The following is a 15,332-nucleotide window of genomic DNA, read 5'->3' as shown; positions in this document are numbered from 1 at the left end:
TTGAAAGGAGGACCGTCGACATGACGACGTCCATCAAACGCATGCCCGGTTGGGCGAAGGTGGTCTCCGCCTTCGTGCTGGTGCTCGTGGTGCTCTTCGCCGGGCTGCGGCTGGCCGTTCTGCCGGGGCTGCGCGATGTGTTCGGCACGGAGTCCCACGACAATTCGGGCCCCGCGCTCCTCAAGTCCATCCAGGACATGAGCCGTTACGACGCCGCGTCGGGCAACTTCCAGGTGGTCGTGGACCTGGAGAAGGACGCGAAGTACCTGCCCGACGCCATCCGCGGCACCCGCACGCTGTACGTGGGGGCCGGCACCGTCGACGCCTACGTCGACCTCGGCCGCATCGGCCAGAAGGACGTGACGGTCAACGGCGACCGTACGTCGGCCACGCTCCGTCTGCCGCACGCGGCACTCGGCAAACCCGCCCTCGACCCGGACCACTCCTACGCCGTCTCGAAGCAGCGCGGTCTCCTCGACCGGATCGGCGACATCTTCTCGGACAACCCGAACGACGAGCGGGCCGTGCAGCGGCTCGCGGCGAAGCACATCGGCAAGGCCGCGCAGGACAGCCGGCTCACCGCGCGGGCCGAGGAGAACACCACGAGCATGCTCGAAGGCCTGTTGCGCTCGCTCGGCTTCACGCAGGTGACGGTCGCCTACGGCGCCTGAGTGTTTCGGCGGTGCCGAGGGCGCCGGGGCGAGCACACGGTCGCACCCGGCGCCCTGGGCCGTCAGGGAGGCGGCCCTCCGGACGGCAGCCCCCTCCTGGCGGCGGACGACGGAGCAAGGCGCAGGTCATCGCCTACGGCTTCGCGGGAGCGCGCCGGTTCGGCCGGGTGCCGCATGACGGGCATCCCGTCGCCGGCAAGCTCTGCCCCGTGCGCAAGACCCATCCGTTCGCCGTGCCCCGGGCATTGTCGGCCCCATCGGGGGTATGCGGGCTGCACCAGAGAGCAGTTGAATAGGGGAGGGTCTCATGGTCCGCACCGCGTTGCGCGCACGAGCCGCGAAGGTCGGTCGCCGGAAGCCGGCGCCGAAGTCGGAAGCGGACCGGGGGAAGGCCGCGTCGAAGGGCGAGCAGAGCAAGCCGGCGTCGAAGGCGGGGCGGAGCAAGCCTGCGCCGAAGGCCGAGCGGGTGAAGTCGGAGCGGTCACGGTCGTTCTTCGGACGCAGGAAGCCGCCGCCCGCTCCCGCGCCGGCGCGGGAGACGGGGGCCTTGGCGCTGCCCTTCCGGCTGTTGGCCGTCCTGGTCGCGTTCGCGGCCATGGTGGCGTTCGCCGTCGTGCTGGCCCGGCTGACACTGGAACCCTCCCCGGCGTCCGCGGCCCTGATCCACAACAACCTTCACCCCGGGCGCTCCCTGAAGGCCTATCTCGACCAGCCGGAGCTGCGCGACGCCGTCAAGCAGATCGGCGGGAACCTCGTCCTGGGGGTGCCCTTCGGGGTGCTGCTGCCCGTCGTGTTCCCGAAGACCCGTGGCATCCTGCGCGTCCTGGCCCTCACCGCGGCGGTCATGCTCCTGGTCGAACTCGTCCAGGGAGCCCTCATCACCGGGCGTTCCTTCGACATCGACGACGTCATCCTCAACACGACCGGGGCGCTGGTGGGTTACCTGCTCCTGGGCCGGCGGCTCGGCCGGGCGGTGCACCCGAAGAAGCGCCTTCGCGCTTGACACATCCCTCAACTGTTGGTCCGGACCAGAGTATTGACACCCCGTTACCTCACTCCTTAAATCAAGAGGCGAAGCATGCACCCCCCACCTCAGTCGGCCGGCCCTCCCGGGGCAGCCGTACGGAAATGAGAGTCATGGACTCCCCACGCCTGCTCCGAAGATGCCTCTTCGCCGCGCTGTCCGCCGCGCTCGTCGCCTCCGCCTCGGCCGTCGTCGCTCCCGCCCACGCGGGTCCGGCGGCGGCCACCGCGGCCGTGACGTTCGACGACACCTTCGACGGCCCCGCCGGTTCGGCCGTCGACTCCTCCAAGTGGCAGATGGAGACCGGCGACAACGTCAACAACCACGAACGCGAGTACTACACGTCGGGCAACAAGAACGCGGCGCTGGACGGCCAGGGCCATCTGGTCATCACGGCCCGCAAGGAGAATCCGGCCAACTACCAGTGCTGGTACGGCACGTGCCAGTACACGTCGGCCCGGATGAACACCTCGGGGAAGTTCACCACCGCGTACGGCCATGTCGAGGCCCGGATGAAGATCCCGCGCGGGCAGGGCATGTGGCCGGCGTTCTGGATGCTCGGCAGCGACATCGGACAGGTCGGCTGGCCGAACTCCGGTGAGATCGACGTCATGGAGAACGTCGGTTACGAGCCGTACACCGTGCACGGCACGATCCACGGGCCGGGGTACTCCGGGTCCGCCGGTATCGGCGCCCCGTACTCCCTGCCGAACGGCCAGGCCTTCGCGGACGCCTTCCACACCTTCGCGGTCGACTGGGCACCGAACTCGATCACCTGGTCGGTGGACGGCACGGTCTACCAGCAGCGGACGCCCGCCGATGTGGGCGGCAACACCTGGGTGTTCAACAAGCCGTTCTTCCTGATCCTCAACCTCGCGGTCGGCGGGTACTGGCCCGGCGACCCCGACGGCTCCACCGCATTCCCGCAGCAGCTCGTCGTCGACGAGGTGAAGGTGACGACGAGCGACAGCTCGGGCGGCACCGCCGGTCCGATCAAGGGCCTCGCGGGCAAGTGCGCGGACGTGGCCGCCGCCAACTCGGCCAACGGCACGCCCGTACAGCTCTACGACTGCAACGGCACCGGCGCCCAGCAGTGGACCGTGTCCTCTGACGGCACGATACGCGCGCTCGGCAAGTGCCTGGACGTCACCGGCAACGGTACGGCGGACGGCTCGACGGTCCAGCTGTGGGACTGCACCGGCGGCCCCAACCAGAAATGGACGGTCACCGCGGCCCACGACATCGTGAACCCGCAGGCCAACAAGTGTCTCGATGTCACGGGCAACAACTCGGCCAATGGCACACGGCTCCAGATCTGGACGTGCGGCGGCGGAGCCAACCAGAAGTGGACAGTGGGCTGAGGGACAGCGCGGGTCTGTAGGTTCGCATGTCCGGTGTCCCTTTCTCAGCCGCTTCGGCCTTCGCCTGACCCGAGGGACACCAAAGCAAGACGAGCACATTCACGCATTCGCTCGTTGTAGTGCCGGCGGCGGATTCGATGGGCACAGCAGCCTGCCACCACGCGATCGTGCGGACGCAGATTGCGTAGCAGGCCGAGACGGAGCGGTTCCGTCCGCACACCTCGCCGCCCGCCAGGCATCGTCACGGTGCCCGGTGGTGCGGGCGCGGGGCATGGCCACGTCCGACGGAGCGTTTCCGCGGACGTGGTCATCGGCGTCGTCAACGGCCGGGCCACCGGAGCCGGTCCAGGGCCGGTCGGCCCCGCAGAGGGACCAATGGCTCCTGGGTCGAAGGCACCGGGAAGAGAGACGCTCATGCTCGGAGCCGCACCGATCTCCGATCGCGTCGACTCCCCGCACCGTCGCTCACGCGGCAGTGACCTCTCGACGACGGAGGCTTGCTCCCATGACCCGCCAAGACGATCCCCGCGCGGCTGCCGAGCCCGTCGCCCCGCCGTCCGACATCGCCATCGCGGTGGACCGGCTGGTGACGAACGGGCTCAAGGCGCTCACGGAGTACGAGGCACTCGATCAGGAGCAGGTCGATCTCATCGTCAAGAAGGCGTCGGTGGCGGCTCTGGACCAGCACACGGCGCTCGCGCGGATCGCGGTGGACGAAACCGGTCGCGGTGTGTTCGAGGACAAGGCCGCGAAGAACATGTTCGCCTGCGAGTACGTCACCCACAGCATGGGCCCGATGAAGACGGTCGGTGTCATCGCCCGCGACGACATCGACGACATGATCGAGGTGGCGGAGCCCGTCGGCGTGGTGTGCGCGATCACGCCCGTCACCAATCCGACCTCCACCACCGTCTTCAAGGCGCTGATAGCGCTGAAGACCCGTAACCCGGTCGTGTTCGCCTTTCATCCCTCCGCCCAGCGCTCCAGCGCCCGAGCGGCCCGCATCGTCCGCGACGCGGCGGTCGCCGTGGGCGCGCCGGAGCACTGCGTGCAGTGGATCGAAGCCCCGTCCGTCGAGGCGACCGGGGCCCTGATGCGGCACCCCGGTGTCTCCCTGATCCTCGCCACCGGCGGCAACGCGATGGTCAGGGCCGCCTATTCGGCCGGCAAGCCTGCCCTGGGGGTGGGCGCCGGGAACGTCCCCGCCTACATCCACCGGGGCGCCAAGCTGCGCCGCGCCGTCAATGACGTGGTGCTGTCCAAGTCGTTCGACAACGGCATGATCTGCGCCTCCGAACAGGCCGTGATCCTGGACGGGGAGATCTACGACGCCGTCCTGGCGGAATTCCGCACCCTGCACGCCCACTTGGCCAGCGCCGAGGAGAAGGCGATGCTGGAGGCGTTCCTGTTCCCCGTCGGCGCCGCCGGCTCGGGCTGCGAGCCCAAGGTCAACTCCGCTGCTGTGGGCCGGAGTCCGGCCTGGATCGCCGAACAGGCCGGATTCTCCGTCCCCGCGAACACGTCGCTGATCCTGGTCGAGGCCGACCGGGTCGGCCCCGACGAGCCGCTCACCCGCGAGAAACTCTGTCCCGTCCTCGCCGTCCTGCGCGCCGACTCCGAAGAGGAGGGCTTCGACCTGGCCGCCGACATGGTCGCCTTCCACGGACAGGGCCACAGCGCCGTCATCCACACCGAGGACCCTCGCTGGCGGAGGCGTACGGAAAGCACATGAAGACGGTCCGGATCATCGTCAACGCCCCTTCCTCACAGGGCGCGATCGGCGGCATCTACAACAGCCTGCTGCCCTCGCTGACCCTGGGCTGTGGTTCGTGGGGCAGCACGTCCGTGTCCAACAACGTCAGCGCCGCTCAACTGCTGAACATCAAGCGGGTGTCGACCCGTCACAACAACCTTCAGTGGTTCAAGGTCCCGCCGAAGATCTACTTCGAGCCGGGGGCCATCCGCTACCTCGCCTCGATGCCGGACGTCCACCGCGTCACCGTCGTCACCGATGCCACGATGACCCGCCTGGGCCTCGTCGACCGGGTGGAGCGCGTGCTGCGGCGGCGCGCGGAGCCGGTCACCATCCAGGTGATCGACAACGTCGAGCCCGAACCCAGCATCGACTCGGTCCGGCGCGGCGCCCGCCTCATGGGCGACTTCCGCCCCGACACCATCATCGCCCTCGGCGGCGGCTCACCCATGGACGCCGCCAAGGTGATGTGGCTGCTGTACGAGCAGCAGGCAGAGGGCAAGGACGTCGACTTCGCCGACATGCGGCACAAGTTCTCCGACATCCGCAAGCGCGCCTTCCGCTTCCCCGTCCTCGGCAGGCTCGCCCGCTTGGTGTGCATCCCCACCACCTCCGGCACCGGCGCCGAAGTGACCCCGTTCGCCGTCATCTCCGACCCTGTCACCGGCAAGAAGTACCCGCTGGCCGACTACGCGCTCACTCCCAGCGTGGCCGTCATCGACCCGCTCCTCACCACCGCGCTGCCCCGGGCGCTGGCCGCCGACAGCGGTTTCGACGCCCTCACCCACGCCATCGAATCCTATGTGTCCGTCTACGCCAACGACTTCACCGACGGCCTCGCCCTGCACGCGATCCGGATGATCTTCGACAACATCGAGGCGGCGGTGAACGACCGCGCGGCCCGGCCGGAAGCCCGGGAGAAGATGCACAACGCGGGGACCATCGCCGGCATGGCCTTCGGCAATGCCTTCCTCGGCATCGTCCACGCCATGTCGCACACTCTCGGCGCCACCTTCCACATCGCCCACGGCCGGACCAACGCCGTGCTGCTGCCGCACGTCATCCGCTACAACGGGACCCTTCCCACGAAGCTCACCGGCTGGCCGAAGTACGAGAGCTACCGCGCCCCCGAACGCTTCCAGGACATCGCCCGCACCCTCGGTCTGCCCGCCGCCACCCCGGCCGAGGGCGTCGAAGCGCTCGCCTCGGCGGTGGAGCGGCTGCGCGACGCGGTGGGCATCGAGCCGACCTTCCAGTCCCTCGGCGTCGACGAGCACGCTTTCCTCGACGCCCTTCCCCAACAGGCCCTCAACGCCTACGAGGACCAGTGCGCGCCCGCCAACCCCCGGATGCCGATGCTCGACGACATGGCGGAGCTGATGCGCGCGGCCTATTACGGCCATGGCGTGGAGACCGGCGGCACCGTTCCGGCGAACTGAGCCGGCCCGACCGAGCCCGCCCCCTTCCCCGCCCTTCAGCTCACCTACTCAGGAGGTTCCATGTTGTCCGCGGATTCCGCCTGAACCCCACCACATCCTCTGACGCCCGACGAAAGGACCCCCCCATGACCACTCACAGCGCCCAGACCCCCCTGGTCCGGCTGCACTCCGACGGAACCGTGGACGAGGAGACCCTTGCCTACGCCCGTACGAAGATCGACGTGGTCGTGGGCAGGCCGGGACTGCCCGTCGTCATCGGCGAGGTGCACCTTGTGCGAGCGGCCGCCCACCATGCCGGCCGGCCGTGGTCGGCCACGGCCGACCTGCGTATCGGCGGCCGTCATGTGGTGGCGGCGGCCGAGGAGGCGACCGGCACGGAGGTCGTCGACCGGTTGCAGGACCGGCTGCGCCGCCAGACCGACCAGGCCTCCCAGGCCTGGGACAACGGACACCGGACGACGGCCCCGCCGTGGCGCGGTGCAACCCAGCGGCCGTCTTCCGCCGCGGGACCCGACCGCCCGGCGGAGGACTCCCCCACAGCGTGATCACGCGGTGGCGGACAGGCCCGGTCGGTCACAGTCCACCGACCGGGCCTGTCCGCGACCTGCGGACGATTCGCCGGTACCGGCCCCGAGGACCGTCCGGACCGGCGAGGTGACCAACGGCCCACTGACAAAGGACCTGGCGGCAGGAAACCGTGGGAGCCGCGGTACCGATCGACCAGCGAGAACGAGGAGTTGTGTGATGGCGAAGGCATATCTGGTGGGCAGCGGGATCGCGGCCCTGGCCGCGGCGACGTTCCTGATCCGCGATGGCGGCTTCGAAGGCTGCGACATTCACCTCTTCGAGCAACAACGGGACCTCGGCGGCAGCCTGGACGCGGGCGGCACGCCTGACGCCGGCTACACCATGCGTGGCGGGCGCATGTTCGAGGCCGAGTTCCGCTGCACCTACGACCTGCTGTCCGGCATCCCCAGCCTCGACGACCCCGCCGTCTCGGTGACCGAGGAGATCCTGGCCGGACACGAGGACTTCGCCTGGGACGACATCGCCCGGCTCGTCGACGGGGACGGCAAGATCGTCGACACGGCCTCGATGGGGTTCTCCGAACGTGACCGGCTGGAACTGGTCCGTTGCCTGGCCACCCCCGAAGCGCATCTGGACGGCAAGCGGATCACCGACTGCTTCGGCGAACACTTCTTCACCACTGCTTTCTGGTTCATGTGGTGCACCACGTTCGCCTTCCAGCCCTGGCACAGCGCGATCGAGTTCCGCCGCTATCTGAGGCGCTTCGTCCACCTGTTCTCCGAGTTCGCCTCCATGTCGGGCATCCACCGGACCCGCTACAACCAGTACGACTCCATCGTCCGGCCCCTGACCGCCTGGCTCCACGAGCGCGGCGTCACCGTGCACACCGGCTGCCACGTCACCGACCTCGGCTTCACCCCTGGCGTCAGGAGCGGCACGGTCGAGACCATCCACCTGAACCGAGGCGGCTACGACGAGAAGCTCACCGTCGCGCCCGAGGACCTGGTCCTGGTCACCAACGGGTCCATGACCGATGCCTCCAGCCTCGGCTCGCACACCTCCGCGCCTCCGCCGGCTCCGCATCGGTCGGACGCCTGGCTGCTGTGGCACCGACTGGCCCGTGGCCGCGACGACTTCGGCGACCCCGACGTCTTCGACAAGAACGTCAAGGAATCCCGCTGGGAGTCGTTCACGGTCACCGCCAAGGACCCCGTCTTCCTGAACGCGCTCGAGGAGTTCAGCGGCCGTCCGGCCGGAAAAGGCGGACTGATGACCTTCACCGAGTCCAACTGGCTGCTCACCATCGTCGCCAACCGCCAGCCCGTCTACCGTGACCAGCCGGAGGACGTCGGGGTCTGGTGGGGCTACGGCCTCTTCCCTGGCCGGGCCGGCAACCAGACGCCCAAACCGATGACCATGTGCACGGGCCGCGAGATCCTCGAAGAGGTCCTGCACCACCTTCCGTTCGACGAGACGACGGCGGCCCGGATCCGGGAGACCTCCACCGTCGTGCCCTGTGTGATGCCGTACATCACCAGTCAGTTCCTGGCCCGTAGCCGCGACGACCGGCCCCGGGTGGTCCCGAAGGGGGCGGTCAACCTCGCCTTCATCGGGCAGTTCGCCGAGGTGCCCGACGACGTCGTCTTCACGGTCGAGTACTCCGTGCGCACCGCCTGGACGGCGGTGGCGCAGCTCCTGAAGCTGGACCGGATTCCGCCGCAGGTCTACAAGGGCCATCACGACCCCCACGTGCTGGCGGCCGCCCTGGAGACCCTGCACCGTCGATAGGCGAGGGAGCTACGAAGGCTCTCCGGCCCGGACGGGTGGGCGAGCACGGCGAAGCTCCTGGCGGACATCGGGCGATCTCGGTCGTGAACCCGTCCACCAGGAGCTTCATCACGTCGTACCGACGAATTCCAGCAACTCACGGCACTCACAGCTCAGTTGACAACGACTCGCTCGCGATCGCGGCAGCGGGGGCGATCACCCAAGAGGTACGACGACCACAGGGCAGTGCGCCCGGTGCAGCAGGGTGCGGGCGACCGGACCCACGCGCGGCCCGAGCACGCTCGTACGGCGGTGCGCGCCGATGACGACCACGGCAGCCTCCCGGGTCGCTGCCAGCAGTTCGGCCGCGGGAGCGGCACGGACCGTGTGGGTCTCCACCGTGACGTCGGGGTACCGGTCCTGCAGCCGGGTGAGGGCGTAACGGGGGACGGCCTCCTCTGCGAAGGCCTCCCCGGCCGGCCGTTCCTGGCCGGGACTGCGCGTCGGTACGAGGGAGGGAAGTTCGGGGGTGATGTGCCGATGGCTCCAGGAATGCAGGACACGGAGCCTCGCACCGCGCCGCTCGGCCTCCTGGAAGGCGTACGCCGCCGCCTGTGTGTCCGTGTCGTCGGCCAGTCCGAGCAGTACGTCCTGCCCGTCGTCGCACGGGTGGTCGCCGCGGACGACCAGGAGCGGTCCTTGCGCGAGCGCGGCCAGCCTCAGACTCACGGAACCGAACGCCGGGCCGGTCAACGCTCCCAAACCGCGTGTTCCCACGACGGTAAGGGCCGCGGCAGCGCTCTCGCGCGCCAGCGAACGCACCACCCCTCCCTCCGTCGCGGCGGCCTCCACGACCAGTCCGGGGTACCGCGCATGGGTGCGTGCCACGGCATAGCTCAGGACCGGTTCGGCCTCGTCGCGGTCGGGAACCGCGTACAGCACGCGCAAGCGGGTGCCGTGCCGTACGGCCTCGGCAGCGGCCCAGTCCAGGGCCCTTATGGAAATCAGAGACCCGTCCACTCCGACGACTATGTGATGCGAGGTCATGGCTGTACCTGTCCCTTCCTTGAATGACCGTTCGACGGAAGCGACGCTCGACGAGCGCACCGGCCTCCGCGAACGATGCTCCTCGCGGGCCGGCGCCTCGAGCAGCAGCCGGGAGAACCCGAAAAACGCCGAACGGCCCTTGCTTCAAGGGCCGTTCGGTCCCGAACAGGAGAGGGCGATGAGGTCCTGAGGACGCGGTGACGGGAATTCAGAAAGCGTCCGGGAACTGCCGTGTGAACGGGACGAGATGCGTTCCCGGTCTCGGTGCGCGCCGCTGAGCAGTTGCCCCCTCTCTCACGCCTTCTCGGGTACGACCGCGACGGCACAGGCGGCGTGGTGCAGCACCGCGTGGGCGACGCGCCCCAGTTGGAGTCCAAGGTGTCCTGGGTTGCGGTGCGCCCCGACCACCAGCAGGTCGGCTGTGTTCGACGCGTCCCACAGAACCCTGCGGGCCGGACCCTCGACCGTGCGCCGGCGCAGGTCCACATCCGCGGGTACGTCTTCCAGCGCCTTGTCCAGGACCTCGCCGGCATGCTGCTCGTGCAGCCGCGCGGGTTCCCCGGCGAGCAGGGGGTGGTCGGTGGACTCGTGCGCCGGGCACCGCCAAGCACGTACGGCGTCCAGGGTCGCGTGACGAAGCCTCGCCTCCTGGACGGCGAAGCGCAGGGCGGCGGAGTCCGGCATCCCCTCCCCGATGCCCACGACGACGCGACCGTGCGTCCGGGCGCGGTCCTGGTCGTCGTGGCTGCCGCGGAGCACGATCACCGGGCAGTCCGCGTGGGCGGCGACCGTCAGGCTGACCGAACCGAGCAGCATCTCGACGATGCCGCTGCGACCGCGGGTGCCGAGCACCAGCGCGGCGGCCTCGCGTCCCTCGCGGACCAGCGCGTACTCGGGCTCCTCCGGCAGTACGTCGGTGGAGATCTCCAACTCGGCCCGGCGCGATCCGGCACGCTGTGCGGCGGTCCGTACGATGCCCTCGGCCGTGACCTGCTCGGACGGCTTGCCGAGGTCCGGCGCGAGAGCGGCGCCCTCGTAGCGCTCCCAGAGGGAGGCGTACACGAGCCGCAGTGGTGCCCCGCGCAGGGCCGCCTCGTCGGCCGCCCAGTCGACGGCGCGCAGGCTGGGTTCGGATCCGTCGACGCCGACGACGATCGGGAGAGCCATCGGTCTCACCGTCCCGCGCCGAGGACGAGGACGATCCGGGGCCTGGCCTCGCCGATGGAGTCGTCGACGGAGGCGACGGAGGCGACCGAGCGGGCCTCGTGGATGACCAGGGGATCACCGAACGCTCGTACGTCCACTGCCTTCATGGGTCTCTCCTCCTCGGGTTCGGTCAGCTGTGCGGGACGACGGCGACAGGGGCCGTGGAGTGATGCAGGACGGAGTGCGTGACGTGTCCGATGTGGGCGCCGACGGGGCTGCGCCGGATACGCCGGCCCACGACGACCAGCGAGGCCTCGCGGGAGGCGTCCACGACGAGTACGGCCGCGCTGCCGTAGCGGGAATCCTCGACGACCTCCACGTCCGGGAACTTCTTCCGCCATGGGCGCAGCACCTCGGCCACGGCCTCGGACGCGCTCAAGGACAGTGCCTCGTTCAGCGCCGGATTCACGGATGTGCCGTACGCGTAGTAGGGCGGCGGGTACCAGCCGTGGACGACCCGCAACGACGTCGCACGGCGCTCGGCGGCGTCGAAGGCGAACGCGATCAGCGTCTCGTCCGGGTGCTCGACGTCGAGTCCGAGGACCACGGGCCGGAACGGCGTCGCGGCGGGCGGAGCACCCGCCGGGCCCAGCTCGTGCTCGTCGGCAGCGGTCTCCGGTGCGCGGACCAGTACGACCGGGCTGTCCGCGTGAGCGACGGTGGACAGACCGATCGATCCGACCATGAACCCGCCGATCCCGCCGAGGCCGCGCGAGCCCAGGACCAGCAGTTCGGCGCTCTTCGCCGCCTCGGCCAGTGCGTCACCCGGGTGACCGGAGAGCTGCTCCGTGCGCACCTCGACGCCGGGGTGACGCAGCCGGACCCCCTCCGCGGCTTCCCGGGGAATCCTCTCGGTCCAGTGCTGCTGGGTCTCGGCCCCCAGGAGCGGGGTCTGAGCCATGGGCTCCGGCACCGGCTCCCACACGTGCACGATCTTCAGCGGCAGGCCGCGCAGCTCCGCCTCGCGAGCCGCCCATTCTGCGGCGGCCCGGCTCTCCTGCGAGCCGTCGAGACCTACGGTGATGGTGCGGAGCATGATCTCTGCCTCCTGGGGCGAGGGGTCGGATTCCGGAGTCGATTTCGAGGGGTTCCTCGTGCAGGGGCCGCCGGTCCCGGATCCGGGCCGCCCGGATCCCTGCACGGCGGGGCGCGGTGGGCTGAGTGATCGGCCCACGTCGCCGTCGGTATTCAGCGCAGCCAGCTGTGGTCGCGGACCAAGGGCAGCCTGGCCCACAGCCTGCCGGCGCCCAGGGTGTCGCCGGCGGCGACAGCGGCGAGGACGATCAGGGCGACGGCGTAGATCACGTGGTAGTCGACGAACGGGTTCGTCGACATGCTCGGCGTGCCGTCCGAGAGGTGCTTGACCGGCGGCCACTCCGCGATCCACATCAGCGCCATCATCGCGGTGCCGGCGACGGCGGCGATGCGCAGCGCGACACCGCCGGCCAGAGCGAGGCCGATCCCGAGCAGACCGAGCATGAACAGCCAGTCGGCCCACGGGTCACCGGCCCAGGAGTGGAAGGCCGACTCCATCGGCCCGGCGGCGACGGAGCCGAGGAAGCCCTTCGTCGGCGAGCCGCCGTCGGTCCAGCCTTTGCCGGAGGGGGTGGCGTAGCCCAACCCGAAGGTCTTGTCGAGGAAGGCCCACAGGAAGACGAACCCCGTGAGCAGGCGCAGGGCTGCGAAGGCGTAGGCCCGCGCGGTGCGCGTGGCGGTGCCTGCCGACGCGGCCGACGCGGCTGCGGGGGCGGTCCGGTTCCTGCGGAACGACGGCAGGTGGAAGCCGGAGCTCCGGTGCGGGTGCTCGTGCACGGCCATGGTCAGGATTCCCTTCGAGGGCGGTCGGGCCGGTGTCTGACACCCCTCACTCTGGCCTTGTCCGCGGGCCGGCGACGGATGCCGAAGGTCCGCGACCGGGGGCCGAACGGCCCTCTTATCAAAGGCTGTTGGGCGTTTTGACGCATTTAGTGGATGACGTCGGGGGTGTTGTCGCGGCTGCCTGTCAGCCGGCGGCGAGGTCGGGGCGGATCAGGGTGCCCGACCGGCCGTGCACGATCTCGTACGCCGCGTCCATGGCGCCTATGGCGGCGAGAGCTCCGGTCCGTTCCACGAATCGCGCGGCGGCCTCGGCCTTCGGCCCCATGGAGCCCTCCGGGAAACCCTTGCGGCGCAGCTCCGCCGGGGTGGCGTCGAGCACGGGCCGCTGGTCAGGGGTCCCGTAGTCCTCGTAGACGCACGGGACGTCGGTGAGGATGAGCAGGAAGTCGGCTTTGAGGTCCTCGGCCAGCAGGGCCGCGGTCAGGTCCTTGTCGATGACGGCCTCCACGCCGGTCAGTGCGCCGGTGTCGTGGTCCGCGGTGACGGGGACTCCTCCGCCGCCCGCACAGATCACGAGGGTGCCGCTGTTCAGCAGCTCGTGGACGGTGTGGGTCTCCACGATCCGTTCCGGCACCGGGGAGGGGACGACGCGGCGCCAGCCGGTGGTGTCCCGCGCGATGTGCCAGCCGCGCTCGCGGGCGAGGGAACCGGCCACCTCCCGGGGGTAGATCCGGCCGACGAACTTGGTGGGCCGTGCGAACGCCGGGTCGTCGGACCGTACGAGGGTGTGGGTGACGAGAGTGGCGATGTGCCGGTCCGGGAGGGCGTCGTGCAGTGTGCAGGCCAGCAGGGAGCCGATCATGCCCTGGGTCTGGGCGCCGAGCAGATGCAGCGGGTAGGGGGCGCTGAGGGCCGGGTCGCTCGCGCTCTCCACGGCGAGCAGGCCGATCTGGGGGCCGTTGCCATGGGTGATCACGAGCTCGTGCTCGTGGGCCAGAGTCGCGAGGGCGGCAGCGGCCCGGTCGATGTTGGCCTGCTGGACCGCGGCGTCAGGGCGTTCACCGCGGTGGAGCAGGGCGTTGCCGCCGAGGGCGACGACGATACGCATGGCTTCAGTCCTCCAGGGTGGCGACGAGCACGGCCTTGATGGTGTGCAGCCGGTTCTCGGCCTGGTCGAAGACGATCGACGCGGGCCATGACGCTCCCGATCACCAGCGCGGACGCGGCCGGGGCCGCGGGAACACCGCTGACCGGGGCCCGGCACGGGTGCCGGAGGGGCGAGCAGCGCGCTCTTGGAACGGGTTGCGCTGGGAACGGGTTGTGCTGAGCATGAGGGGCCTCGGAGCCGAGTTCCCCGGGCCCCTCATGGCACGTCCCGGCCCCGGGCACTCAGTCGTGCGGGACCACCGCGACCGGTGCGGCGGAGTGGTGCAGTAGCGCCTGGGTCACCGGTCCGATGTGGGTGCCGACCGGAGTCTGCCGGTTTCGGCGGCCGACCACGACCAGCCCCGCGTTTCGTGAGGCGTCCACGAGGTGGCGGCCCGCACCGCCCACCACGGCCTGCTCGTGAACGCGGACGTCAGGGAACTTCTCACGCCAGGGCCGCAGTGTGTCGGTCAGGCGCCGCTGCGCCTGGACGAGCGATTCCGCGTCGATCACCGTGTCGGTGTCTCCGCCGTAGCCGTGGTCGGGCGGCACGCTCCCGCCGTGGACGACACGCAGGTCCGCCGCCCTGCGAGCCGCCTCCTGGAAGGCGAATTCGATCACCGAGGGGTCCGAATGCTCCAGGTCGAGGCCGAGGACCACGTCCCGGGTTCCGTGGTCGTCCTCGGGTACCGCTCCCGCGCGTACGACGACGATCGGCGTCCGGCTCCGCGCCACCACGGCCTGCGCGACGGAACCCGTCAGGAAACCGGCGATGCCACCCAGCCCCCGAGACCCGAGGACCAGCAGTTCGGTGTCCTCAGCCGCGGCCAGCAGCACGGTCACGGGTTGCTCGGCGATGCGCTCGGCGCTGACCGACAGGCGCGGATGGATTGCGGCCAGCTGAGCGGCGGTCTCGTGCGGCAGACGTTCGGCCCATGCGCGCTGCGGATCGTCCTCCGGCGGCGCTACGGAGACGCCGGCCACTGGGGCGTAGACGGAGGGGTGCCACTGCCAGGCGTGCACGACACGCAGGTGCGCGTCCGTGCGCAGGGCTTGAAGGGCTCCCCACTCGGCTGCCGCGAGACTCTCGGGCGAACCGTCCAGGCCGACGACGATGGTGTGGGACATGTGGGGCCTCCTTGAGGGATACGAAGTCGGTCTTGTGTTCCCAGGTTGCAGAAGGCGGGGCCGATGGTCCGCGGCGGACGCCGACCGGCGCATGGGCCGGTCGGCGTCCGTGGCGCAGGAGCGCGGCACGGCTCCGACGACGGCATGGGAGGGGCCGCCCCTGGGTGAGAGTGCTCGTGGACTGCCATGATGCTGATCCCTCCCAGGGGTGTTCGACGTGGTTGGTCCTGCCGGTCTCCGTTGCGCTTTCAATGTCCCGTCACGGCAGGGGAGTTCGCAGGGGCCGCGAGTCCCTGACGGCAGGGCCGAACGTCCCTCGACTCCCGGCCGGTCGCGCACGGTCGTGCGACTCGGGCTGTTCGAGGCGGAGTTCGGGGCCGACACGGGCCCGCGTGCAAGAAGTCGGCGCACGTCGCCCAGCGGCGTGCGTCCCGCTCCCCCTCC

Annotated in this window: 12 protein-coding genes and 2 pseudogenes; 6 read left to right on the top strand and 8 right to left on the bottom strand. The window is 70.3% G+C overall.

From position 1 onward, the window contains the following. Positions 1–20: 20 nt before the first annotated feature. The 6 genes and pseudogenes from ACIQRL_RS25710 to ACIQRL_RS25685 all read left to right on the top strand — a co-directional run bounded on the left by ACIQRL_RS25710 (position 21) and on the right by ACIQRL_RS25685 (position 8,564). Positions 21–671 (top strand): DUF4230 domain-containing protein, encoded by a 651-nt coding sequence (locus ACIQRL_RS25710; RefSeq protein WP_401335619.1) that lies wholly within the window; start codon positions 21–23, stop codon positions 669–671. 466 nt (positions 672–1,137) lie between these two features. After that, complete coding sequence (locus tag ACIQRL_RS25705) at positions 1,138–1,674, top strand: VanZ family protein (RefSeq protein ID WP_401336427.1); 537 nt, start codon at positions 1,138–1,140, stop codon at positions 1,672–1,674. A 134-nt stretch (positions 1,675–1,808) separates the two neighbouring features. Further along, entirely contained in the window at positions 1,809–3,056 is a 1,248-nt protein-coding gene (locus ACIQRL_RS25700; RefSeq protein WP_401335616.1) for a ricin-type beta-trefoil lectin domain protein, read from the top strand. A 505-nt stretch (positions 3,057–3,561) separates the two neighbouring features. Beyond that, positions 3,562–6,248 (top strand): annotated as a pseudogene (gene adhE, locus ACIQRL_RS25695) (bifunctional acetaldehyde-CoA/alcohol dehydrogenase). A gap of 125 nt (positions 6,249–6,373) precedes the next feature. Next, positions 6,374–6,793, top strand: coding sequence for a hypothetical protein (locus ACIQRL_RS25690; protein WP_401335614.1), 420 nt, complete (start codon positions 6,374–6,376; stop codon positions 6,791–6,793). 136 nt (positions 6,794–6,929) lie between these two features. After that, positions 6,930–8,564 carry an oleate hydratase gene (locus ACIQRL_RS25685; protein ID WP_401336424.1) on the top strand — a complete coding sequence of 545 codons (1,635 nt, stop codon included), beginning with the start codon at positions 6,930–6,932 and terminating at the stop codon, positions 8,562–8,564. Positions 8,565–8,759: 195 nt separating this feature from the next. On the opposite strand, the gene ACIQRL_RS25680 is transcribed toward ACIQRL_RS25685, so the two are convergent. The 8 genes and pseudogenes from ACIQRL_RS25680 to ACIQRL_RS25645 form a co-directional block, all read right to left on the bottom strand. Then, positions 8,760–9,590, bottom strand: a complete 831-nt coding sequence (locus ACIQRL_RS25680) for a universal stress protein (protein ID WP_401335611.1) — start codon at positions 9,588–9,590, stop codon at positions 8,760–8,762. A 294-nt stretch (positions 9,591–9,884) separates the two neighbouring features. Further along, positions 9,885–10,757, bottom strand: coding sequence for a universal stress protein (locus tag ACIQRL_RS25675; protein ID WP_401335609.1), 873 nt, complete (start codon positions 10,755–10,757; stop codon positions 9,885–9,887). A gap of 5 nt (positions 10,758–10,762) precedes the next feature. After that, positions 10,763–10,903 carry a hypothetical protein gene (locus ACIQRL_RS25670; RefSeq protein WP_401335607.1) on the bottom strand — a complete coding sequence of 47 codons (141 nt, stop codon included), beginning with the start codon at positions 10,901–10,903 and terminating at the stop codon, positions 10,763–10,765. Between the two features lie 23 nt (positions 10,904–10,926). Beyond that, on the bottom strand, positions 10,927–11,832 hold the full coding sequence (locus tag ACIQRL_RS25665) for a universal stress protein (RefSeq protein ID WP_401335604.1): 906 nt from the start codon (positions 11,830–11,832) through the stop codon (positions 10,927–10,929). Between the two features lie 152 nt (positions 11,833–11,984). Further along, positions 11,985–12,614 (bottom strand): hypothetical protein, encoded by a 630-nt coding sequence (locus tag ACIQRL_RS25660; protein WP_401335601.1) that lies wholly within the window; start codon positions 12,612–12,614, stop codon positions 11,985–11,987. Between the two features lie 184 nt (positions 12,615–12,798). Next, positions 12,799–13,722: a carbamate kinase gene (locus tag ACIQRL_RS25655; protein ID WP_401335598.1), complete on the bottom strand. Its 924-nt coding sequence runs from the start codon at positions 13,720–13,722 to the stop codon at positions 12,799–12,801. A gap of 4 nt (positions 13,723–13,726) precedes the next feature. Then, positions 13,727–13,813, bottom strand: a pseudogene (locus tag ACIQRL_RS25650) (ornithine carbamoyltransferase, subunit I); the annotation flags it as partial. A 190-nt stretch (positions 13,814–14,003) separates the two neighbouring features. Then, positions 14,004–14,888, bottom strand: a complete 885-nt coding sequence (locus tag ACIQRL_RS25645; RefSeq protein ID WP_401335595.1) for a universal stress protein — start codon at positions 14,886–14,888, stop codon at positions 14,004–14,006. Between the last annotated feature and the right edge of the window lie 444 nt (positions 14,889–15,332).

Source organism: Streptomyces sp. NPDC091209 (assembly GCF_044757755.1).
GTDB lineage: Bacteria > Actinomycetota > Actinomycetes > Streptomycetales > Streptomycetaceae > Streptomyces.
The sequence above is the reverse complement of the archived record's forward strand: the minus strand, read 5'-3'. Positions and strand labels throughout refer to the sequence as shown.

Coding starts and splice junctions, on each gene's coding strand:
- ACIQRL_RS25675 (WP_401335609.1), bottom strand. CDS start 10,757: ATGGCTCTCCCGATCGTCGTCGGCGTCGACGGATCCGAACCCAGCCTG.
- ACIQRL_RS25665 (WP_401335604.1), bottom strand. CDS start 11,832: ATGCTCCGCACCATCACCGTAGGTCTCGACGGCTCGCAGGAGAGCCGG.
- ACIQRL_RS25710 (WP_401335619.1), top strand. CDS start 21: ATGACGACGTCCATCAAACGCATGCCCGGTTGGGCGAAGGTGGTCTCC.
- ACIQRL_RS25700 (WP_401335616.1), top strand. CDS start 1,809: ATGGACTCCCCACGCCTGCTCCGAAGATGCCTCTTCGCCGCGCTGTCC.
- ACIQRL_RS25655 (WP_401335598.1), bottom strand. CDS start 13,722: ATGCGTATCGTCGTCGCCCTCGGCGGCAACGCCCTGCTCCACCGCGGT.
- ACIQRL_RS25690 (WP_401335614.1), top strand. CDS start 6,374: ATGACCACTCACAGCGCCCAGACCCCCCTGGTCCGGCTGCACTCCGAC.
- ACIQRL_RS25660 (WP_401335601.1), bottom strand. CDS start 12,614: ATGGCCGTGCACGAGCACCCGCACCGGAGCTCCGGCTTCCACCTGCCG.
- ACIQRL_RS25645 (WP_401335595.1), bottom strand. CDS start 14,888: ATGTCCCACACCATCGTCGTCGGCCTGGACGGTTCGCCCGAGAGTCTC.
- ACIQRL_RS25670 (WP_401335607.1), bottom strand. CDS start 10,903: ATGAAGGCAGTGGACGTACGAGCGTTCGGTGATCCCCTGGTCATCCAC.
- ACIQRL_RS25680 (WP_401335611.1), bottom strand. CDS start 9,590: ATGACCTCGCATCACATAGTCGTCGGAGTGGACGGGTCTCTGATTTCC.